The sequence below is a fragment of the Lacrimispora struthionigena genome, assembly GCF_048627165.1.
Lineage (GTDB): Bacteria > Bacillota > Clostridia > Lachnospirales > Lachnospiraceae > Lacrimispora.
This window is the reverse complement of record NZ_JBMBWP010000001.1, coordinates 1140139-1163221: the sequence shown is the minus strand read 5'-3', so window position 1 is coordinate 1163221 and position 23083 is coordinate 1140139. Positions and strand designations below refer to the sequence as shown.

Here is a 23083-nt window from a genome sequence, read left to right as displayed (position 1 = left end):
TCCTCCCACATCTCTTCTTATATTATAACTGAGCATATCGTGGAGTGCAATATGCAAAAGAACATTTGTTCTGTTCTAATTAGATTAGTTCTTCTGCAACCAGGAATTTATTAAAGTTTTTTTTATAAATTCTGCCACCTCCAAATTAGGTTCTGGCGCAAATGTTAAAGTTACCAATTTGTCATTTATCGTGAGCTTCAAGGAATTCTTTTTTAAATCATTATCTATTTCATTCATAGCAATGCCTCCTACCTGCTAACAGTGAGATCCGCCATGAAATCTGTCGGAATCAAATTTCTTAGATACAGTGGTGTTGATACGATTACTTATTTTTAAACAGATTGCGCTTAATGGTATAGTAAAATTGTTTCTATACCATTTAAGTCGCATTGATTTTCTCCGCCTACTTAAAATCCAGAAAAATTCATGACTGTCCAATCATAAATAAGAACAGCAAAGTTTTCCGGCAACCTATTAGTAATAACAAGACATATTTTACATTCTATTTCTTTTCTCATTTAAATGTATTTTTATTTATTCGTAGATTTTCAAATACTATGTCTGTACAAATTCATCTCACAGGAATGAGGCAGGGCAATCTTGCTCTGCCTCATGATCTCTAAAATGAATATTTCTACTTATTCTTCATTTTTGCATTTTTATTCGACACAACTTCCCAAAACGCAAAGAACCAATTGATTCTTCTATAGGGCGGCAACAGTAACGGCCTATCGGTTAAACGGGCCTCATAGGAATTTCACCTCTCTCAGGATCTCTGCGAGCCGCCCCCATTGCGATGTCTGTGGCTGGACGGAAGTAGCATTAGCACTGTCCATTTCATTGCGAAACAGTCCACCATAGACTGTTTTATGACCAGGCGTTCTCGCTCATCACCTTCGATGCCATCGGTTCGACGGATGTCTCTCAACCTTCCGCAGGCAGTTCTGGCGCGCCCGTCAATGTCGCTGCCGCTTTTACACGGCTGGATAGATCATGTATTAATGCTGCCGGATATGAAGTTTTCAAGGAGCAATAGATAAACCCCCTCACTTACTTTCACGTCAAGCGAGGGGGTTGAGCGGAATATTTTTTAATTTTCCATCAGTTTCTTTAATTTGCTAAGGATTCTTACCTTTCGATCATGTATGGTTCTCTGTGCAATATTTATTTCTCTGGATATTTGATGTTCACTTTTCCCTTTGAAAAACAGCTCATTTATCAGTTCTTGCTCCTTTGGTGTAAGCATTTCTAAGCAGAAGAGCATTTTTTCAATTAACACCGCTTGGACTGCGGCATCCTCTACACTTATTTCATCCGATGCAAACTGGTGATTTGAGTCCTCCAGCCGCTCAAAGGAATCCTCCCTGCTGGGAATGAGAGTAATTGCACAGCTAACGCAGTCAATTTGGTAACGTTCCACCTTTAAGTCATACTGCTGATACTCCATTTTGCGGTCACTTTTTTCCAATACCTCAATAACCGCATCACTTGCTTCGGGATACCTCTCCCGATAATTAATTCTTCTGATTCTTTTTGCCATCTGGCTTGTCCTCCATTTCATGATTTTCAAAATCAAAGAATGAAGAACAAGCGGTGGAGACCTGCATCGGGGTATTGACGGGGTTCTGTATAAAATGACTTTTTCAGTGACTACTTTTGTATTATTTAGTCGTTGAAACAGTTTTATTGTCGAAACAAAAAAATCAGTACTACGCCAGGTTAGGTGCAGTACTGATTTTTTATTATATTTATTTGTAGGTGGGCAAAGTGTATGTACTCGGCTGTCTTTATCTCCACCTCAAAACACAGTTGTTGGAATGAAGCATACAGATACCCCTCTTATTTAAGCAATAAGCAAACACCGGTATCTTAATTTCTTCCATGTTTAAAAGGTGTTAAAAAAGACAGAATCCTACCCTCAAATGAGGAGAAATGCCATAAAGCTTTTTCTGGCGGCTAGGCTATCATAGTGCAAGAAACACCTTAGATCCTTGGCTTTGCGTCCCCGTTTTTCAACTGGTTTGCCTTTGACATATTTTATTGTGAATAAAACTATTTCTTATGACTACGGGTACTTCTGTTCTTAACGAATCAGATATAACCATACACACACATTGAACACTGTAAAACTTGTTAATAATTACAAACACAGCTATCCTTTAAGAAATTCATCCATAATAAAGGAATGCGCTTGTTATTTTCTGTAACTATGTAAATTATAACATGCAAATACCATGAAAACAACAAATAACGACAATTAATACTATCGTTTAATGTGCAAAACGTACTAATTTTATCATATATGGGAGATTTAAAAACAACGAAACTAACTGATAAGGATAGATATATCTCTGGTATATCTGTTGTACTAGCAATTTATCTATTAAGTTTAATGTTCTTTTTCTGCCATTAACTTTTCTTAGTAGATGAGGAGTTCTCTTTACGGCGCATTACGCCCCCTGGCACATTCCATCAAAAAAGCAGACCATTCTTTTGGCGGAATGAACTGCTTTTAAGCCTAACTGTGTACTTGACCTTTATAATATAGCCATTATATCATACAAAAACTGCTCTCCATTTCAAACAAATAACATTGCATCATACAACTTCTTTAGGAAATCATTTTTTATATCCGGTTATTATCGTACATAAAATACCAAATTACATTGGTGGTATTTTATATTTCGTTTCCGGAGGTTGCCAATCTTCTCCATATAATTTCCTGTAATACGTTAATCCAACGGCAAATGCATTGAAAAATATCCTCAGATTATCAACATTTTCTAAGGTATGAAGTATTCCTAAAATTCCTTACAGTTTACATCTTTCAAAAATTATTAATTTTCTATCTCTATTTTTAAAATCGTATCATAGAACATTGTATTATTGTGAGTCAGAAAATAAATAAGTGTGATTGGCCACAATATTGATGCTGTTATTTTAATTAACGTATGTACATATGAATATTCAAATTTTATCTTATCGACATGCTGATAAGGTTTTATATTCATAATTTTTTTACCCACAGTGAGTTCAGAAAATTTATAATCTGCTATAAAAAAATAAGCAAATAATATAATTATCATTATGACAATATAAAAATTAAATATTAAATCTATAAATATATACAAACTCGAATTTAATATACAAGCTAATAATAACAATACCACAAGGGAGACCAGCTATGAAAAGTCAATCATAAATCAGCAAAAAATTTCTTTTTCGTATCGATGGTAAAATAGGGTAACTTTAATAGAGCTCCCTGAGGGTGCTTTTTCAAAATCTATCGATATTGGTATACAGACCTCTTATTCGAGGTTAAATTCAACTTCGTCAGTGAGCATCTTCCAGATGATTCTGACTAACTTGCCGGAACAGTGCCCAAGGGCATTATAGTGAGTTCGGCCTTCTGCCCTCTTGGCATCATAATAAGCCTTGAAGGTGTCGTTGTTTCTTACAACGTTCCAAGCTGCATTTACTAGGGCATATCGCAGTACACGAGAGCCACGTTTGGACATACGAGTTCGTTTAGCCTGAAAATTACCAGACTGATATACGGACGGATCTAAACCAGCAAAAGCAAGCAGCTTGTTAGGACTTAAGAAACGGTGAATATCACCTATTTCACCAAGAATCATTCCGCCATTTATGTATCCGATACCAGGAATGGTCATGATGACTGATTCATTGAAATTCATGATGTCCGTCATTTCTGCTTCAATCTTATTTAATTGGCTATCCAGTAACTCGATTTGTTGAATGGTCTGGGTTATCTGAATAGATATAGCGCTGTCGTTTGCACCGACAGACTTCTGTGCCAGAACTCTTAATTCTTTGGCCTGCTCCTTTGTAAAGTGACCATGAGACTTCACTTTGAGCAGATTTGCCAGATGAGTCATATGCATGGAAGCAATCTCGTTAGGAGAAGGTGCTTCATTAAGAAGGGCATAGACAGCATTCTGATGCAGACCGGATTTAAAGAAGTATTGCAATTCGGGGAAGACCTGATCAACATAGGTCGTCAGTTGGATTTTAAGGCGGGTTCGCTGTTTTATCGTTTTCTGGCGAAAGCGCCCAAGAGCTTTTAAGTCCATCAGATCAAGATCATAGAAGCTGACGAACCGTAAGGAATCCTGCATCATTAGAGTTTTAGCAATAACGTAAGTGTCGACCTTATCTGTCTTAGTTTTGCGAATGTTGTTCTTTCGCATCTGAGACGTCTTAATAGGGTTGAGAACACACACTTTGTAAAGACTGGCAACAAGGTATCGAACAAGGTTGTCACCGTAGTGTGCCGTCGACTCAAGACCGATGATGGTGCTGTCCTTATCGAATGATTCGATTTTGGAAATCAGCAGTTGGAAGCCATCAGCGTCATTTGTGAATTTGAACGGCTCAATGAGTATCTCGCCCTCCGAAGAAACGGCAGCGGCGAAATGGTTAAGTTTGGCAATATCAATACCAACGTAAATCATGAGGTTGTACCTCCCTTTCGTAAGATCTGATACCGTGATATCCACCAGCGATTATCATCGTAGACTTGATTGAAATAAGTACTCATTGGAACAAAGTGCTCCGGTACATCCAGCATATAAACAATTCAGATAAAGGTAGCGGCAATACACTCCAGTTGAGTAGTCAAAGCTACAGGAAAAAATCAAAAGTCCACAGTATCTGAATGTATTATAACCACGATATTAAAAAGAAAGGAACGTGTGATAATTAACTTCCTAATTATCATACAAGTTAAAAATATAAAATAAAACAATATCAATTATAGCTGCTATAAGTCTTTTCATAGTATATTCCTCCAACTTATAAATTTATTGACGAAGCGAAAATTCATAAGGCAAATATTCAGATAAAAATAAGTATTTAATAATAAATGCATTCTCTTCGTCTTTAATATTATCCATCTCAAATATGCCATTTTCAATTTTTTCCGAAATTAATGGATAGGAATACATCTCTTGATCAATAATAATACCTATATGTTTTCCTATATTCTGTTCTGTAAAATTTCCAAACTCCTCAGCAGCTTTTTTACATAAATGAACCTCTAACGAAAAATTAGATTTACCGTCTAATGGTTTAAAATAAATTTGAGCCGATTCAATTAAATCATTTGAACTATTATCCAAAATTGTATTACCATTCTCATCAATAAAACAAATATTCCCCCTACGACATAATTTTTCAATCAATTCATCTGATTTATCAATACCTTTTATAGTTACAATTATAGATTGGTTTTTAGTACTTGCTGTCCCATCTATTTTTAATATTTTTATTCTATTTTCTATTACATCACATGCTTGCTTAAGCTGAGTTTTAGATATATTCTCTGTTGTATCTAGAGTTATAGAAAATGTATGAGAAGAATAGATAAAATCCTTCATTTGTATACAACCACTTAAGGTTAATAGCATTACACATATTATAACTATATGCAATCTCTTTTTAAACCTTTTATTTTCTCTAATAATTAAATCTCTGCTTTGAAACACTCCTTCTACCTCTCTGAATCTCCAAATTTAGCTCTCATATGCTGCATAATGAGAGCCGTAGGAAGATGAACTTTTTTTCATCATTTCCATTACTATACTTTTCTTTCCCATCTTTCCTCCATTTTCACACATGCTCTCGCCTTTACACTGCATCCAGCCTTTACAAAAATGGAATAGAAGATACTAAACTGCAAAAACTCTTGGGTCATCTTGATGATAACTATGCAAGAAAAAACTACAACTAAAATGAGGGCAATTTGGAATTAATTACCCCCCTTTTTTTATAACTTTAGAGAATATAATCTTCTATCCATCAGGATTTCTTTTCAATCAAAACTCTGGCAGACAGGGATATCGAACATAACTGAATAAAATCTGTCGGTTGTTTAAAAACTTTAAACCGTCAGTAACATCTTACTTTATGTCTTTTTTAATTCTATTGTTATGATTAAATATCCAATAAGCAATCGCACCAACTGGTACCGATAAAAACACCTGTATACCAGTTGCATATTTCATTATTTTAGGCATAAATAGCGTATACACAAAAAATCCCACTTGAACATTTTCTGTCACTGTGAAGCATACGCCTCCATATACAATCATAATCAAAAGAAGCCATAATCCCCAACGTTTCTGCTTCTTTTTTATACAAATACTTGATGTATATAAAGTAAAAATCACTTCTAGCATGGCACAAAAAGCCATAACCCATTGTGCAAAATCAAATTTTCGCCAAGTACTAAATTTTCCTGTTGGCTCCTCCTGGCGTTTTAATTTAAAATAGTTTAGCCCGGATTTTCCATTATAATTATTATCAATTGATAACTCAACCTGAAAAGTATCCTCGGGACACTCAATTTCATAGGTATATAGAACTCCTGCAGGTCGTTTTCCCTCAGCAGGTCTATATTTTTCACCACTCTTAGTATAAGTATATGTTTTTTTTACACCCCAAATTTTTAAATGTCCACTAAATAAGTCCGCAAAAGATTTTCTTGCTTTTTCTGAATCATCACCATGAATCCATAAACGGTAAGCTGCTTCCTCATCCTGATTATTAAACGCCTCTAGATATTGCTCTAAATAGGATTCTGGTGTAATTTTCACGGTGGCTTTTTCAGTATTCAGCTCTGATGCAACTACTTCACTAGAGCTAAGTTCACTTAATATGACTGCATATAAAGAAAGAACCATAAATAATAATAATTTCCTTATCATGTTGAATATATTCATTTTTCACTACTCTCCATATAACAGTTTATTACTTTTGAATTCTTATTTTATGCAATGCATTTTTTAATGGCATCACCTTCCTCTAGTCACAGTATTGCTTGGCATTAATAAAACACAGACATTTAACCCATTCTGTCTTTTTCACTTTTACTCCACTTCTATACTGGTCTCAATGCTCTGGCTTTAAACTTTCATTCTTCATCCATTTCTATATCAAATTGTGAGCTTGGTTTATCACTAATTAAATTTTCATAATACCAAAAGTACTCTTTCTTCCCCTTTGCATTATATTCAATTATCTCTGTTGGACTCTGACCTTCTATTTTTAGAGTATTTACTTTATCAGTTCCAAAACTACCAAATATAAATCGTTCTCCATCATTAATGCTATATTGAGCCAATAAATCATATAAAGGAGCCGACCTTTGAGCAGTTATTAATGGTTTAGATCTCCACTTACCACCTACAGTTTCTGGATTTGTTAAAATTAATGCATATTGTTTTTTTTCATTTATTGTCCTAACCATAAATTTACTAGCCACAATTCCATCTGATTCTAATCCTCCATCTACATGATAAAACATTGTAGCATAATTATCATTTTCTAATATTTTAATAATATCACTCACTTTATTCATATATGGATATCTTGAAAAAAAATATTCAGAATTTATTTGAAGAGCTTCTTCCATAGTATCCGCATATTGAGGTTCTGGTTTTTTTATAGTAAGCGTATAGCTGTTCTCACTAAAATTTATGCTTACAGAATCATTACTACTATTTCTATACCTATGTAAATTTAATAATAAAAAATATAAGATTGTAGCTATTAATATTATCGAAATCATAGTAATAACCACAATTTTCTCTATTTTTTTAAGTAAATTTGTCATAAATTTTACCTCAAGAATAATATTTTTAAATGTATTTTGGATATCAATTATTCTTAATACTCTATAAATTATATATCCTGCACCAACACCTATACCAACAGTTTTTGCTGCCTTTTCCATAGTCTTATATTTTTCCAGACTTTCTGCTGGTACAGCTACAGGATCTTTCTTGGGTTTGTTTACATACCCCCAATAAATCATTCCTGGTTCATCAAAAAAAGTGTAATATCGAAGATTTTTATTAGGCTTTAACGGACAAGGTACAATCCAGCCATTTGGATCAAATATTGTCCCATTTTCGTTAACGTTATAAATTTTCATGGAATTTAAAGCCTGTATTACTTAAATATATATCTATTTTTTCCATCCCAGTTAATACAAATGCCTAATATCATTTACTACATATGCTCTTCCTCAGATATAAAACTTATGCTAAATATTTCAAACTAAGTTCCAATAATATTGGACCTAATAACCAATAAAATTTTTGAAATTTTGAATATATATCTACCAAGTATATTATAAATTCATTAACTCCAAATAATACTATAATAATACCTATACATATCATTAATATAAATAAGAAAAAGTTAAAAACCTGATATATAAGATTTACATATGTAAATCTTTCTATGTTAAATAACGGGAACAGTATTCTTTTTATTCCTGCTTGTAACTGGATTTTACCTTTTGCCTTTTCATAATAAGCTGTTAAATTTCCAAACAATATATTTTCCCATAAGTAAATACAAATTATTACTCCAAAATAATATAATATATCTGCTCGCGATGTCATTAATTTTTCTCCTATACTTGACTACAGTGCATTTTTAATTTAGTGATGCCGAAATTTAAAGTTTATTTACTAATGAATTTATGTGTTCTGTATAATGTTACGGAACATTTTATTTGCACCTATTTTCAACCAGATTAATCAAATTAATTTACCACAATTCTAGCCTTGTAGAAACGGTAATTGTCTTTTCAATTATCGATCCTACAAGGATTCCAGGAGATTGGGGGTGGAAGACCCCCAAGGTCTTTTAATTTGCGAAAATTAGGCTCAGATAATGTGCCGTTCAACAGTATAATCATGACATAATTATTCAATTTGTATTCTAAACTCAATATTTCATCAATGTACTTTGCATTTATTGACAACTTGTATCAACTATAATGCTATATGCTTATGTTTCGTGGATTGTTTTATTTAACTAAGTTCATTATTCAGTTACAATACACTTATCAGCTGCTTTACTTTTATGTGTATTTGTTAATATATCAGATAAACCATCTATTGCTTCTGTTATTAATGGAGGTAACCATGGATTTGACACAGAAAATGATTTCACTATCCCCTTCATAAGTACTGAGGTGTTAACCTTTGCATACTCGTTTATTATATATTTAGGCACATAGGGTACATTTATGCCTGTCCACACTGGTTTTAATGCACTTTTACCGTAAGCTAACTTAGATGCAGTTGCACGTGAGATTTGTGAAGCTAGTTTTCCACCTAAATATCCAAACCCTGCATTAGTTACAATACCAGTTGCAGATGGTGTTCTATCATTCACAATCTCTGTCCCAACATAATTCGTTGCCGCTACAATTCCAGCGCCAACCGGACCTGTTAAAGCTCCAGCTGCACCTGATAATCCACTGATAGCCAATTCATATCCATTAAACTTATCCCTTTTACCTTTTTTTATTTCAACACCTTGGATTATTGCATCTACTCCTACCCCTATCCCTGCTCCTACGCCTGCTGTTGCTGCCATACCTCCTATTACTGCTCCAACTCCAAAAGTCGCAACAACAGGGGCTGCCGCCACCGCCACTACTGCAACCGCGACTACTGCTACACCTGCAACTACTGCTCCCTTGTGTTTTTTTCCCCATTCAACTGCATTGTTAATAAATTTAGGCCATTCTCCGTCTAGATCCACATAATTTAAAGGACTATTGAAACAATATGCATAATAGTTCATGGAAAATGGATTATGGATATCTCCTTTTGAAATATCTTCACTAATAAATCTTCCCCACTCAGGTTTATACTCTCTGGCATATGCATAGTACAAATCAGCAGCCTTATCCCACAAATAACCGGTATACCCAAATATAGGATTTTCTTTCTTCTCATTAAGTGTGGCAATTCCAAATTCATCATAAGAACAACTATATGCTGTTCGTCCGTTTTTGTAAAGTGTCCTTATTGGGCTTCCTAAATCATCAAGAAGAAAATTTTGCTCATTCTTACCATTATCTACACTTACAATATTATCATCCCATATAAACTTCTGTTTTTGAGATTTGTCTGATATTTCAAGTAAATTGTGATCACTTAAAGTTAAATCTAATGTGTAATCCCATTCTTGATAATTATCTCCTGAAGAATTATTAGAAAAAATTCTGCTTCCTAGTCCATTATAACCATATACAGACTTTAATCCTGAAATGTCCTCTACTTTTTCAAGGTAATTATTTGAGCCAAAAGTGAAATTTTTTATTTCTTCTTCACCTTGTATTATTTTATTCAAATTACCACGCTTATCATAGAAGTATTGTTTTTCTTGATCACCATTTTCAGAAATTAATTGATTCAATGAATTATATGTATAAGTAGAATGAATTACACCCTCTTTTTTATAGAAGCATCTATTACCAAAATTATCATATTCATATTCAGCTAAAACTTTGTCTTTATTTTTAACTCTTGTTAATCGATTCATACCATCATAATCATAGAAAAATTCACCCGTTTCTTCACTAATGCCTTTTCTATATTTATTTACATTAATTTTATTTCCTTCTGAGTCATAATTAAAATGATATTTATCTATAACGCCTTGTGATTCTTTGTGAATAATATCTTTTAGAAGTCCTGATTCATCATAATTATAATTTGTAATTAAATCATTAGAATAGTTTTTTTGCTCTAAACGCCCATATTTATCATATAAATAATTAACTTTTTGATCTTTATAAGTTAATTGTTTCAATCGCAGATTATGATCGTAGCAATAACTAACTCTGCTATTATCCGGATAAATAGTAGCTATTCTTTCACCCATTTTACCAAATTCATATGATATTTTTTCTCCTTTATAATCAGTTATAGTCTTCAATCTGCCGTAAGTATCTGATTCGATACTAGTCGTTCCATGCCAATCATTCATTTCCTTAAGATGTCGAAATTCATCATAACTAAACTCAGCATGTTTTCCATCATCATAAATTATACTATGCAAATTGTTAACTAAATCATATGTATAGCTTGTACTATACCCTTCACGATCATAACTCTTTATTATATTTCCAACCTGATCGTACTCATATTCCTGCTTATTTCCCAACGCATCCGTTACAACTATAATTCGTCCTAACAAATCTCTATCCATCTGGGTAAGATGTAAATTATGTTGTTCTTTGTTTATTTTTATCGCATCACCAATCTCCATCATTTTTTCTTTTGCGTTTCCGGGTATAAATACTGATGTCAATTTTCCCATACAATCGTAACCGTATTTCGCCTCATTTTTTAAAGAATCTATTACACTTATCAAATTGCCATTCGGTGAATACTTGTATTGAGTTGGATTTCCATTCGCATCGATTTTACGTGTTACTTTTCCATTATTATTATAATCAAAAATTAATTCCTGATTTTTGCTGCTATGAACGTTTGTAAGCTGATTTAATTTGTCATATGCATAATAAACAGAATATCCTAACTGATTTTTTCGCTCTGCTAAATTTTGATTTTTATCATATGCATAACATTCGCTGGTTCCATCAGAATTTTTAACTTCTCTCAGCAGCCCCCCGGGATAATAGTCGTATGAAGTTTTTCTATTTGCACCATCAATAACCTCTATAAGATTATTCATAGAGTTGTAATTAAATGTTGTTATATTCCCCAAAATATCAATTTCTTTTACTTTTCTCCCACACATATCATATTCATAGCATGTACTCTTTCCCTGCTTATCTATTATCTTTGATATATTACCTTGAATATCATATTCGTACGAAGTAATTTGTCCGTCTGGTTCCTGAATACACGACCTTCGATTTAAACAATTATAAGATAAACTTATTTTTTCTCCTCTGGGTCCCATTATTTCTATAAGATTCCCAACTGCATCATAATGATAACTGACCACAGCCCCCATAACATCTGTATACGTTTTTAAACGATTCAAATGGTTGTATGTATAAATACACTCTCCCCCATTGGCATAAGTGATTTTCTCCAAATTACCCATTTGGTCGTATTGATATAATGTCACATTTCCCTCTGCATCCTCATAACTACATAGATTATTACAATCATCATAATCCATATGATGGCTTGTCCCATCGAAATCGACCATAGTTATTATTTTACCACTAACATTGTATTCATACCTTCTTTTATTTCCGGCAGCATTGATAATTTCTTCAATATCACCTTTCGTATTATAAGAATAACAGGTTGCATTCTTATTTCCATCCTCCTCTCTAACCATCTGATTTCGTTCATCGTATTCATAACACATTTTATTACCAAGGGCATCCGTAAAACAAACAATATTACCTTTTTCATCATAATCAAAATAAATTTCAGAATTATCAGGTTGAATAACGCAAGTTACTCTTCCTTTACCATCATAAACAGCCTTGGAAGAATAGCCAAGCTGATTTACAGTTTCAATCAAATTACCTTGCTCATCATAATGAAATTTAATTTGTCCGCCATTTGGAAATTTTAAACATACCAACAGATTTTCTTCATTGTAGGTCATACAGGTTTTCAGTCTTAAAGCATTAATCACCTGCGTTAAATTTCCCCTGTTATCGTATGCATACCTCGTAGTGTTTCCGTTTTTGTCTGTAAAACGGATTTTCTGGTTCCTGTCATTATATTCAAATATCTCTTCCCCATCCTCATAAATGGTACGAACATTGCGCATTAGTTTATCACATTCATAAATAACCAGATTTCCATTTTGCTCCAACATGTAGGTGCGGTTATTTTCATCATCATACCGAAACTCTGTCACACCCCCATCGGGCATGATCTGTTTTCTTACCCGGTCCGCTCCATCATACTCATTCTTTACTCCCAGTATATCCCGGGGCGTAATAATTCCATTTAGCTTTCCATTCTCATTGTATTCATAGGCATAGGTGTTTCCCATGGAATTGGTAAACCACCGCAGTTTCCCATACTGGTATTTCAGACTGATCTTTCTTCCGGTATGATCCTCTACATAGATCAGTTTCCTTTCCTTGTTAAAGGTATAATTCAGCCTGCCTCCGGTCCCATTATCCACACATTCCAAAAGTCCGTCACTGTTGTAAGTAAATTTACGCTTGTTTCCATTCCTGTCTTTCTGACTGTATAGCTTTCCCTCCTGGTCGAATTCATAAACAGTACCATCTTCCCGCTCAAACTGGTAGCCGTTTTCTAATCTGCTCAGTATTCCTCCGTCTCCCATTACAGGTGCATAACTATCCCCCAGCTTCCGGCAGTAAGGCAGTTCCCGGCCATCTTCCATGACGATTCCTAACAGTTCTTCCTCTTTGATTTTTATCAGACGGACCCCGTAATTATGATTCCATCCTTCTCCAAGTACCTGTTGGTCTCCGCAATCCATAGCATTATAGAACAAGTGAAAACTTAACGGCAGATCCCCATCTATTACAAGATCCTCTTTTTCATAAATATAATTTCCTGTGTTCATATTGATGGGATCTTTGCCAAAAACCTGACAGAGCTTATTCTTTCCTGCTACCCAGCGGAACACATTCTGGTAACGCTTTAAAAATGCAGCCCAGTTTATCTTTCCGTCATATCCCTGACCTGATGTCACGGGAATAATGACTCCTCCCTTTTTGCAGAGAAGGACAGAGCTCATGCTGATAGCCTCTTCTCCTCCTACGGTTTCCGCCTTTCCGGTTCCTACTGCCGTGTTTTCCCATTTATCAACCAGATCCATGAAGCCTTCGCACTTATGGTCTTTCTCGTTCTTTCGGCACTCTCCAAAGTATGGAATATTTTCACAGGCCTTACAATCCTTGCAGTTTACCTTTTTCTTTCCACCGCTGGTATATCCATGACCAGTTGGAAGCTTAAGCTGGGTAATATTGCTGCCGTTGACACAGAAAAGCTTTGCGCCTTCCACCAGATACTCCTTACTGTCTGCTGCTTTCTGGGCCTGATTAAGCAGCATTCCTGGTCCCTGACCTAAATTCATTTTACCTGCCTCACTCATTGCTTTTTCTCCTCTCTTTCCCCTATTTCAACCGTTTATTTCAAGATGCTGCTGTCAGATAAACTTACCTCCTTAAGCTTCAGACCGATGGCCTCCCGTTCCAGCAGACTTTCCGCTAAATCCATACGAATTACTACTGCACTTTCTGTTCCTGTTCTGACACGGAATAAAGGAGCTCCACTAATTTTTTCTCTGTCAAGGACTATCTCCCTCTGTCCGGGACCGGGCTGCTTTACCAGACACTCCTCTTCTTCTAACACAGGACAGTAGTAGGAAGCACATTCCCCTTTTTCCGTGTCAAATAGTACAAAAAACAAAAATGGAATATCTCGATCATATAAAGCCGTTACCTCCATAGCTGACCTGGAAAGCAAAAGAAATGGTTTAACAATGACATCGGGAAATATTCCGTCCATTCCAAGTTTCGCATTAAGCTGAATAAAAGGCGGAATCTTCTGGTACTCGTCCCGTGTCAGCTTCCTTACATCAATGGTCTGGCTCCAGTTTAAGATATGCGGAAAAGGATTCTTATCTCCGTTGGTCAATATAAAATATTTCATCTTTCCTTCATACGCCAAAGGATCTCCCCCTCTCCCTGATATCTTCCGAAAAAGGCAGTAAAATTTTCAGCCTTTACTGCCCTTTGAAAAGCTTCCGTTTCCATAATCTCTCCTGATAGGTCAAAGCACAGCTGACGGAAAGCCGCATAGTAATATTCCACACATTTCCTGCGGACAGCATCTTCCTCATACCTCCAGATCCTTGGGTACTTTTTCCGTAAGCCTGTCATCACAGTTTCCATATCTTCCTCAAAGCATTCAAAAAAGCAGGAAGGACGCCAGTACAGTTCTGCCGGTTCCGGATCAAAATAAAATTCTTCGTCATACAGAGACAACCGGAATTCATGGCTTCCGGTCTGAAGGCTGGTGTGGAGATAACATATCCCCAACCATGATACTTCTTTCTGCTCATCTACTGCCTGACTGAATAACCGTATAAAGGCATCCACCGCTTCTTCTCTGCGCTCCTTTTTCTGGTATTCTCTCTCCAGCCTGCGGCACTGGGAAGAAAATAACTCTTCCTCGGCATCTTGGGCGGCTCTCTCTAATTCTTTTAACCGGTCCATCATGATCCTCCTGCCTATTGTACTTTCAGTTCTCCTCCGGTAAATGATATACCCTGATCAATGTCGATGCTGGTTGTCTTCTGTTTTAAATTTACAGATGAAGTCCCGGCCGCTATGAGTGAACCGGTCTCACTGGAAATCGTTAAGTCGTCCTTCGCTTTTATCACGATGTCATGCTGGCTGACAATCTGCACCCCTTTTGCATCGTTGAGTTCTATTTTCGTCCCCTGATTATTGGTAATTACAATAGAATCCGGGGTAAAACGGATTTCCTTCTGGTATTTATTCTTGATGATCTTGTGCTCCGGATTTTTCCGGTCCGGACTTTCCGTATCCAGATGGACGGAGCTGACCACATAAGCCTCTTCTTCCCTTTGCTCCGGTATATGCAGTCTTACCGCATCGCCGATCTCCGGCATACAGTACCAGCCGGTTCCGTCAGGAGTAGAATAAACCGTAGAGTATGGATACCACAAATTGATATTCTGCTCCTGGTTTTCATCCTTTAAGACCTTTACCATCACTTTATCCTCTTTCACCTGCAGGACCTCTGCCTGGAAGGAACATCCGGTCCTGTCTTCCTGAAATGTTTCCGGTAAGTCCATGCCAGACCTGGATTTTAAATGGCATGTATGAAGCATTTCTCCTCTCTCATAACTGCTGTCCATCTTCCATACAAAGAGCTGCAGTCCGTTTACTGTTAGCTGGTCCCCGATCTGATATTCCTCCCGGCTCTGTAGGATGTATTCCAGACAGGCTCCTTCCTGCATTTTCGAAAGTCCGTGATTCCGTTTTCTGCGGTAGTTTCCCAGATCTTTTTTTACTGCATATTTCATGTGATCTGCAAGTTCATAACGTTCACCCTTTGGCAGATCATAAAAACATTTAACACCCCATGTCCTGGTGCTTGGCACGAGGAAGCTGTGAAATCTTGCTGCCATTCGCTTTAAAAATTCCCAATCGGTTTCTCTGTGCTGCAGCACCAGTTTACCTGTTGGATCCGTAAGAGGCCGTGTTTTGATGAGTCCTGAGTTCTCATAAGTACCGGTGATCTGTTTAAAGATCTTCTCATATGTAACTGTACTGTCCTGGAAGGTCCTGAAATGTGGTTTTAAATCCATAAAACACGTACCCGTAGTTATTTCCAGGATCATCTTTTTCTGGTCCTTCATGCTTTCAATGGAGAAACCAGTAACAATCCCCCAGAAGAGGGTCTGTACTTCGCCATCTTTTCCTATTGCTTCTATTTTCTCCCATACGTCTCCGGTCAGCTGACTTATATAACTATCTTCATCCTTATCTGCAATGTATCCGCTTATTACAGCAGTACCATGTTCATTAATTTCTTTGCTGACCTTAAGTTCTCTGATCTCTATAAACTGTAACGGTTCTGTTTTAAGATTGTATTCTTTCACACTCTTCCTCCTCTGTCTGTATCGTATCAAGCATGGTAAGGATTTTCGGCTTCCATCTGTCGTAGTCCTTAAATATGCAGTAAAAAGTTCCTATGATTAATTTTCCCTCCGAAAGGAACAGGAACATCATGTTATAGACCCGTTCATCGGCGGCAAAGCTTTTGTAGTCAAACCATAGGACAGGGATAGTTCCAGATACATTTCCCTGGTCATAGAAAACGTTCTTTCCGTCTGCCTGTTTTAGTATATGGCGGATTCGTTCCCTCTCAGCTTCCAGATCTGTATCGGTTTCTTCACATTCCAATATTGCATTCTGGAAAGTGAGTCCTGCGTGTTCATGTGGATTGACAAGAATTATTTCCGGACGGTTTTTGGAGAAGAAAACCGACGCTGCTTTTTTCCTTCCTGTCTCTTCAAAACCACAAGGAATCTTCATTGTAAAACCAGGACCATTAAACTCTGACCGGCCAGACGGTTCTCCTCCCGGCTTCTTCGTATCCGGTTCTATCTTTTGCAGTTCCTTCTGTATTTGAAGGAATACTTTATCTATATCATCATCCTGAACTTCTTCCATCTGGTTCTCCTCCCGACATTACCTGATATACTAAATTGTTTCACGCAGCGTATTAAAGAACTGTTTCAACAGCACTTCCCATTTCATGCGGTCCTGCTCCGGGTAAGTCGCTGTAGCAAGAAACATTTGGTTGCGGACTGACAGGACCGCCTTTACATGTTGCTGCATTCCTCCGGCTTCCTCCAGTTCCATAGTAAACCAGCTTGCCGGATACTGTCCGGCTGCATGAAAATGAACTGGTGACAGCTCACTTCTTGGATATCTGCTGCTTATGTATTCCCTGACCGCCTCTGCTGCTTTTCTTGTTTCTTCCTGCCCCAGGTTTTTATCAATCAACTGGAATGTCATCTGATTTTTTCCATCCACATCTGAAAAGATCATTTCCGGGCGATCTTCATATGGGTAAAGCATGTCTTTCATGCTCTCAGGCATTTGCTTAAGCTCTGCCGGAATCTCTGCGGATAACATTGCATCAGCCAATGTAATCCGTTCCATAGTGACCTGCTCCTGGAGACACCCTTCTGTGTCCGGATCATACAATATGTTCATCATACCTACACCTTACTCATTCTTATCCTGAAAGCTGATGGAAAAATTCTCAATGATCTGCTTTCTTTTGTTCAAGCGTTCCTGCGCCTTAGCCTGTTCTGACTGGAATACCTTCTTTTCAAGCACGGTCGCTGCATCCAGACTGCTGCTGATTGCATTCAGACGATTAACCTTTTCAATTGCAGGGCTTTTCCCCACGCCGCCGATTTTTATGGTCTTCCCCATCTTTTCACCTCCCTTAGAAACTATTCCTATCTGGCCTTCACCATATCTACCCTTGTCCCTGTTATCTGCCGTTCCAACCCGGTAGAGCCAGCTGCGCTTGGAGTGGAGGCCATTACAGCATTCTCCGCCCCACCGATATCATATCCTTTGGCATCTGAAGAATCAAAAACAGGAAATCCGGCATCTTTGCTTCCTTCCATTTTTACTTTTCCGAATTTTCCAATGGAATCAAATCCATTGCACATATTGATCACCGTTGGAGACAGGCTATTCCTTCTTACAATCGAAATTTCCTGGGGAGCCTGAAAAGATACCCGGCTGCCTTTCAGCCATACTCCTTTTTTAGCCAGGATTGTCACCTCCCGGCTGCTCTCAATGTCCGCTCCCGTCTTGTCATGAATTTCTACTTTTAACGGAACCTTTTGCTTTAAATCCACAAATCCCAGACTATCCGGCAACAGAAACAACCGTTTATCCTTTGCTGTTGTAAAATACCGCTTGGACGGATCTCCCATCTCTCCATTGCCAGCTCCGTTTTTCCGGATACTCCTGCTGGCCCTGGCAGCGCCTTCTCCGTCATCAAATGTTATCGTGATTCGCTCTCCAACCTCCGGCATACAATACATCAGATTACCGGTTTCCGGCATCCACGGATACCAATACCCTTCTCCGGAAGACTGCTCCCCGTCAATGTCCAGCTTAACCCGCACAGATTCCTGTTTCGTTTCCAGCACCGTTCCTGCCATAGAAACCCCGGACATTTTAGGATTGTCATATCCAGCCGTCCCGAATACTTCGGGGGAACCTACCGTATAATGGTAAACCAGCAGACCGTTTTCCAGCCTGCACTTTTTTGATAGAACCACCATTTCCCGGCCATCGGAGATAGATATATGGTCTCCGGGCTTCCAGCTTTCATAGCTGCTTATTTCATAACAGATAAACTGATGTTTTGCAAAATGGTACTGATCCCGGTCAAATGTATAGTAAGTCTTATCAAACCACGTTCTCTCAGGCCGGATTCCTTTCTCTTCTACCGAATCCCCAAGGGGCAGACCAAAATACAGCTCCGGCTTTAGGGAAACTCCTCCTGGAAGCAGGGAAGTTCCTAATTGCCCTGCAATCCGTTTTAAAAATTTCCAGTCCGTCTCTCTGTATTGATAGATTGGTCTGCCGATTTTCCGGTCTTCGATATGAAAGATTACATCCGCATTTCCTATATCCGATAATACACTTCTCACCAGTTCCTTATAAGTCATATCAGTCTTTTGAAATGATCTGCTTTTTTCTTCCAGATCCAGCAACTCCGTAGGCGATATTGCATCAATTCTTGCTCTATGACCATTTCCTTCCTGCCATATCTCAACATTTCTTATGAAACCGCAAAAGATAGGTGGGACGGCTTTATTCCCCCTTTCATCTGCAGTTGAGATTGTTACACTGCTTCCCTCCAGTTTCTGAAAGACCGGAGACCATCCTGTTTCATCCGGTACAGATCCTGTGATCCTGGCAGCGGTATGGCAGTTTTTCTCTATTTTCATATCAAATTCCTGAATTTCACTGATGTTCAGATCGCTGCTGATTATTAGATTCCCTGATGTTACTGCATTCATAAAATAGCACCTCTCGCATCTGTTTGGACTTTTTTATTAATCAATATGTAATACCACTCTAATGTTACATTATATACCATAAATCGTCAAATTTGTGCTTGATGTAACATTTAACCGGCTACATGTAATTTTTGGTAATATTATGTCAACTTTACTGCAGTCTTGGTCAATAGCATTTCGAGTTTCCCGTTTTGTAAACGAGTTTCACACTTTGAAATCGACCTTCAATTTTTGAACTCGAAATTCCACAATTGTTATGACTTTCCCGTTTTTCACTTGCTTTCTATGGTATAATCTCTGGTAACAGGATGATTTTGGCGCACAAAAACCGGACGTCACTTTTGGCTTACAAATTTTGTACTCCGAAATTCACGTCTGCTGGTATCTGTTTTTTCGTTCCAGCCGGTGGCTTCATGTTCCGATTATCTTGCTACTTTTTCAATAGACCTGGTGTTAGATTGATGCTTTTGGCGCCAACCTCGTGGCATCCTAGTTTATCTGCCAGGTCTTTTCCATAATAAAAACAGAATGCTTCATACGGGCTTTTCCCATTTAGTTTTTTTCTTCTATAGGAATTGATATGATCCATCATCAGATTGATATCCTCCTGCATCAGTTCGTCAAAGCTTTTCCCCTTTGGTAATACCCTTCTTATGAATTCATGACCTACCTCTATTTCTGCTTTTTGATAGGGCGCACTTGGATTGCAATAATAGATTCTGGTTCTTCGTAGTCCGTTTCCATCTGCACCATACTCGATACTCTTCGGATTAGAAAATTCACTTCCGTTATCTGTTAAAATGATTGGAAACAACTTTCGAAAGTCTTGTCCCCCCAGCTTATGATATAGTTCTTCATAAACATCGATTACTGACTTAGAGGTATTGGCATCTCTTAGGAATGCAAGCATCAAGGACGTTTCTACAAAAAATACCGTGAGCAGAACTTTTCCACCTTTGCTCCCGATCACAGAATCCATCTGGGTCACCGCTGTATCAGGATGCTTCTCTAAATACACCTCGTAATCATGATAGTTTCTTCCTACACGACAGCCTCTGTCTACCTTCAGTTCTGGTTTTTTATAACGCGGACGATACTTTACTTTCCGTGGAAGATCAATGTTTCTCACATCAAACAGACTTCCATCTATGTAATTGTATAAGGTCTTCTCGCTACACATTAGTTCGTCCTTATTATTTAAATAAATCTGATGGATGGACTGTCCTTGTTTAATCAGCGGAACCAGGATCTCATTGAGTCTGCCAATTTCTCCCTCTGTAGAAAGAATCCCACTTCTTGATTGTGCGATCTTTTCAGATGCCTGGCGGTGGGCTTCCAATGCGTCGTAAATTGTCTTCGTCAGTGTACACTTTTTCACTTCACTGCAGCCATTACATACATAGGGAGCTTTAAATCTGCTGGTACAAACTTCTTCTTCAAACTGTTCGCAATACCTGTTACAAAGACTCTCACACTGTTTGAATACGGTTACCATTGGATGCTTACATTCATTTGTTCCGCACACTTTTTTTCTCTTGCATCCTTTTCGATACTTGCATACATTATGAGGATAGACTGAATATCCTGTGCATTGCTCAACTGCATAGTTACGGATTTCTTTTGTAATAGTAGTTCTGTCCCTTCCCAGTTTCTTACCCATCTCTGTAAAAGTTAGATCCTCTTTCAGTACACTTTCAATCTCCAAACGATCCTCATAAGATAAAAACTTTGCCATAGTGTCTCCTTTCTCCACCGGCTAAGTTCAATATATCATGAAAGGCAGGGACTGCGCCCTGCCTTTTTGTAATACGAATTTCTCATTACTGTTTTTAAATATTTGTACCTAACTTTCCCTTTCAGACGGGAAAGTTATTTTACAATTGAGGCAATTTTAAATTCCGATTGCCAAGGCTAGAATTTAGTTATTCATTTAAGTATTAACGTTTTTTCTTCAGTCCTGCTGCTTTTCTCCAAGCATCCATTTCTGAGTACTTAACTGCAAGGTACTCATTTCCATAATATGATACTCGCTTTTCTACGTGAACCTCGTCTGGCATAGTATCCATTATTTTACCAACACGATTTTCGGTCATTCTTCCAACAACTTCCTTAAAATAAGGATCCACGCCAACCTCTACCGATTTCTCCCCACTTTCTACATAAAGAAGAAGCTGTGATGGTCTTGACTCTGTTGCCCATCCGAACCCATCCTGTCTAACGAATCGTCCTGATTTATTGTAGTGATTTTTCTCTCCCGACTTATGTCCCTGTGTCTTGTAATACTCTCCTGGGATGTACTGCATTGATACTGTTTTAAATTTACTCATGGTTTCAACCTCCTGATAATAATTTTCTCTTCGGTGGCCACTTCAGATTAACCTTATTATAATTTAGAGAAACCCAAATCGCAGTATGTGTACAGAAAACAAAAAAGTTGTACACTTTACTTCATAATCTCTTGCATTGCCTCTCCTACAAGTTCATCTACAATCTCGTGAAGACGTTTGTTTACTTTGTCAACAGTCGTGCAATGTTCCTCAAATGATGTCTGCAATCCTAGTAACAAAGGATTCTTTTCCAAGTCTTCTGTTTCATTTTCCAACTCTTCTAAAATTTTCTCTGCTACTGCTATATATGCCTTGTAATCTGCAATATTAGCTTTCACATTTTTCTTCTTCTCTTCAAGAGATAATTCAGAAGGTTCTTTAAAAGAGCCATCCTTAATTGCATCTACTCTATTTCTCCACTGACTATTTTTCTCATGGAGATGTTCTAAATTGAATTCATTTGTTTCATATGATGTTGATGGCAATCTTCCTGCTATCATTTGACGATAGTATAACATTCGTACCAAGAACAAATCATCCTCAGCTTCTTCTCCGTCTGGAACCACAACTGCCTTAAGACCCAGGATCGGATTGTTATTTATAAACTCATATGGTGGCTCGTATTCTGGAAACTTCTTTTTTCGAATTTCTCTTACAGTTGGGAGAAAACCTTTTATCATATCCGCAATAATAAAATCAATGCTCTTATTCTGAACATTCATAGATTTATCTAATTCTGTCATACGGAATTCTAGTGGTGTTGCTTCTTCATTAGATGCCATTACTTCATTTCTGAAATACTCTCCCCTAAACAGGAAATAATTCATATCATCTAACTTCTTTGTAAATTGTGCCAATGCGTCACCAATATTCTCAGATTTTAAAGCCGAAAGATTATAAATAAACCTGGTTAACTGTTTTACAAATTCATCTGTCCAAAAAGCAATATTATTAGCAGCATAATGACCTGGTCTGCAGTATATGGCTTTCTTAAAAACATCTTCCATCTCATCAATATCTTCCAGTATTTTCTTATTGTAATTTGCAACGTCCGTTGCTTTTACAATTTTATTTTCCTTTTCTTTTTTAGCTAGTGTCAACGGATGAAAATCAAAATTTTTTACAAGTAATGCTAGCAACTCCGCTACTTCTGGTGGGAAAGTATAATGGCTGTTTGGATTATCTTTTTCCTTTTTAAAGTCACTTACTTTAATTCCATACATATCACATACTCGATCTAAATTTCTCTTAAACTGAACTCTACCCAGTCCAGTCATTTCTTCCATTTCTTTTTGAGTAAAATCAACTCTTCTTCCGGCTGCCATAATTTGTACCTCCTTACATATGATAAAACA

General features: G+C 37.2%; 18 protein-coding genes and 1 riboswitch. All 18 genes read right to left on the bottom strand.

The window, feature by feature from the left end; translation table 11 throughout:
• Window positions 1-84: 84 nt before the first annotated feature.
• Entirely contained in the window at window positions 85-237 is a 153-nt protein-coding gene (locus ACOAOT_RS05275) for a hypothetical protein (protein ID WP_420216023.1), read from the bottom strand.
• A gap of 853 nt (window positions 238-1090) precedes the next feature.
• Window positions 1091-1540 (bottom strand): sigma factor-like helix-turn-helix DNA-binding protein, encoded by a 450-nt coding sequence (locus ACOAOT_RS05270; protein ID WP_420216022.1) that lies wholly within the window; start codon window positions 1538-1540, stop codon window positions 1091-1093.
• 408 nt (window positions 1541-1948) lie between these two features.
• A riboswitch (cyclic di-GMP riboswitch) is annotated at window positions 1949-2036 on the bottom strand.
• A 1272-nt stretch (window positions 2037-3308) separates the two neighbouring features.
• Window positions 3309-4475 (bottom strand): IS110 family RNA-guided transposase, encoded by a 1167-nt coding sequence (locus ACOAOT_RS05265; RefSeq protein ID WP_420216021.1) that lies wholly within the window; start codon window positions 4473-4475, stop codon window positions 3309-3311.
• Window positions 4476-4823: 348 nt separating this feature from the next.
• Window positions 4824-5507: a SecDF P1 head subdomain-containing protein gene (locus ACOAOT_RS05260; RefSeq protein WP_420216020.1), complete on the bottom strand. Its 684-nt coding sequence runs from the start codon at window positions 5505-5507 to the stop codon at window positions 4824-4826.
• Between the two features lie 414 nt (window positions 5508-5921).
• Window positions 5922-6743, bottom strand: coding sequence for a hypothetical protein (locus ACOAOT_RS05255; protein ID WP_420216019.1), 822 nt, complete (start codon window positions 6741-6743; stop codon window positions 5922-5924).
• A gap of 191 nt (window positions 6744-6934) precedes the next feature.
• The gene (locus ACOAOT_RS05250) at window positions 6935-7957 is read right to left on the bottom strand and encodes a hypothetical protein (protein ID WP_420216018.1); all 1023 of its coding nucleotides are present in this window, start codon (window positions 7955-7957) and stop codon (window positions 6935-6937) included.
• A gap of 106 nt (window positions 7958-8063) precedes the next feature.
• Window positions 8064-8432, bottom strand: coding sequence for a hypothetical protein (locus ACOAOT_RS05245; RefSeq protein WP_420216016.1), 369 nt, complete (start codon window positions 8430-8432; stop codon window positions 8064-8066).
• A gap of 427 nt (window positions 8433-8859) precedes the next feature.
• Window positions 8860-13899: a DUF6531 domain-containing protein gene (locus ACOAOT_RS05240; RefSeq protein ID WP_420216015.1), complete on the bottom strand. Its 5040-nt coding sequence runs from the start codon at window positions 13897-13899 to the stop codon at window positions 8860-8862.
• A 35-nt stretch (window positions 13900-13934) separates the two neighbouring features.
• Window positions 13935-14477: a hypothetical protein gene (locus ACOAOT_RS05235; protein WP_420216014.1), complete on the bottom strand. Its 543-nt coding sequence runs from the start codon at window positions 14475-14477 to the stop codon at window positions 13935-13937.
• Window positions 14456-15028 (bottom strand): hypothetical protein, encoded by a 573-nt coding sequence (locus ACOAOT_RS05230; RefSeq protein WP_420216013.1) that lies wholly within the window; start codon window positions 15026-15028, stop codon window positions 14456-14458. The genes ACOAOT_RS05235 and ACOAOT_RS05230 overlap by 22 nt, the downstream gene beginning before the upstream one ends.
• Before the next feature lie 11 nt (window positions 15029-15039).
• Complete coding sequence (locus tag ACOAOT_RS05225) at window positions 15040-16440, bottom strand: contractile injection system protein, VgrG/Pvc8 family (protein WP_420216012.1); 1401 nt, start codon at window positions 16438-16440, stop codon at window positions 15040-15042.
• A complete protein-coding gene (locus tag ACOAOT_RS05220) occupies window positions 16421-17014 on the bottom strand; it encodes a hypothetical protein (protein ID WP_420216010.1) in 594 nt (197 codons plus the stop codon). The genes ACOAOT_RS05225 and ACOAOT_RS05220 overlap by 20 nt, the downstream gene beginning before the upstream one ends.
• A 30-nt stretch (window positions 17015-17044) precedes the next feature.
• Window positions 17045-17566 carry a hypothetical protein gene (locus ACOAOT_RS05215; protein WP_420216009.1) on the bottom strand — a complete coding sequence of 174 codons (522 nt, stop codon included), beginning with the start codon at window positions 17564-17566 and terminating at the stop codon, window positions 17045-17047.
• Window positions 17567-17575: 9 nt separating this feature from the next.
• Entirely contained in the window at window positions 17576-17788 is a 213-nt protein-coding gene (locus tag ACOAOT_RS05210; RefSeq protein WP_420216008.1) for a hypothetical protein, read from the bottom strand.
• Between the two features lie 26 nt (window positions 17789-17814).
• The gene (locus tag ACOAOT_RS05205; protein WP_420216007.1) at window positions 17815-19401 is read right to left on the bottom strand and encodes a contractile injection system protein, VgrG/Pvc8 family; all 1587 of its coding nucleotides are present in this window, start codon (window positions 19399-19401) and stop codon (window positions 17815-17817) included.
• 430 nt (window positions 19402-19831) lie between these two features.
• A complete protein-coding gene (locus ACOAOT_RS05200; protein WP_420216005.1) occupies window positions 19832-21136 on the bottom strand; it encodes an IS30 family transposase in 1305 nt (434 codons plus the stop codon).
• Between the two features lie 202 nt (window positions 21137-21338).
• Window positions 21339-21728: a hypothetical protein gene (locus ACOAOT_RS05195; protein ID WP_420216003.1), complete on the bottom strand. Its 390-nt coding sequence runs from the start codon at window positions 21726-21728 to the stop codon at window positions 21339-21341.
• 116 nt (window positions 21729-21844) lie between these two features.
• Window positions 21845-23053, bottom strand: coding sequence for a hypothetical protein (locus ACOAOT_RS05190; protein WP_420216002.1), 1209 nt, complete (start codon window positions 23051-23053; stop codon window positions 21845-21847).
• Window positions 23054-23083 lie beyond the last annotated feature (30 nt).

What these genes read in the sequence shown, in the direction of transcription:
- ACOAOT_RS05270 (WP_420216022.1), bottom strand. Translation starts at nt 1,540, where the DNA reads ATGGCAAAAAGAATCAGAAGAATTAATTATCGGGAGAGGTATCCCGAA.
- ACOAOT_RS05215 (WP_420216009.1), bottom strand. Translation starts at nt 17,566, where the DNA reads ATGATGAACATATTGTATGATCCGGACACAGAAGGGTGTCTCCAGGAG.
- ACOAOT_RS05220 (WP_420216010.1), bottom strand. Translation starts at nt 17,014, where the DNA reads ATGGAAGAAGTTCAGGATGATGATATAGATAAAGTATTCCTTCAAATA.
- ACOAOT_RS05210 (WP_420216008.1), bottom strand. Translation starts at nt 17,788, where the DNA reads ATGGGGAAGACCATAAAAATCGGCGGCGTGGGGAAAAGCCCTGCAATT.
- ACOAOT_RS05250 (WP_420216018.1), bottom strand. Translation starts at nt 7,957, where the DNA reads ATGAAAATTTATAACGTTAACGAAAATGGGACAATATTTGATCCAAAT.
- ACOAOT_RS05200 (WP_420216005.1), bottom strand. Translation starts at nt 21,136, where the DNA reads ATGGCAAAGTTTTTATCTTATGAGGATCGTTTGGAGATTGAAAGTGTA.
- ACOAOT_RS05265 (WP_420216021.1), bottom strand. Translation starts at nt 4,475, where the DNA reads ATGATTTACGTTGGTATTGATATTGCCAAACTTAACCATTTCGCCGCT.
- ACOAOT_RS05230 (WP_420216013.1), bottom strand. Translation starts at nt 15,028, where the DNA reads ATGATGGACCGGTTAAAAGAATTAGAGAGAGCCGCCCAAGATGCCGAG.
- ACOAOT_RS05195 (WP_420216003.1), bottom strand. Translation starts at nt 21,728, where the DNA reads ATGAGTAAATTTAAAACAGTATCAATGCAGTACATCCCAGGAGAGTAT.
- ACOAOT_RS05205 (WP_420216007.1), bottom strand. Translation starts at nt 19,401, where the DNA reads ATGAATGCAGTAACATCAGGGAATCTAATAATCAGCAGCGATCTGAAC.
- ACOAOT_RS05245 (WP_420216016.1), bottom strand. Translation starts at nt 8,432, where the DNA reads ATGACATCGCGAGCAGATATATTATATTATTTTGGAGTAATAATTTGT.
- ACOAOT_RS05240 (WP_420216015.1), bottom strand. Translation starts at nt 13,899, where the DNA reads ATGAGTGAGGCAGGTAAAATGAATTTAGGTCAGGGACCAGGAATGCTG.
- ACOAOT_RS05275 (WP_420216023.1), bottom strand. Translation starts at nt 237, where the DNA reads ATGAATGAAATAGATAATGATTTAAAAAAGAATTCCTTGAAGCTCACG.
- ACOAOT_RS05255 (WP_420216019.1), bottom strand. Translation starts at nt 6,743, where the DNA reads ATGAATATATTCAACATGATAAGGAAATTATTATTATTTATGGTTCTT.
- ACOAOT_RS05190 (WP_420216002.1), bottom strand. Translation starts at nt 23,053, where the DNA reads ATGGCAGCCGGAAGAAGAGTTGATTTTACTCAAAAAGAAATGGAAGAA.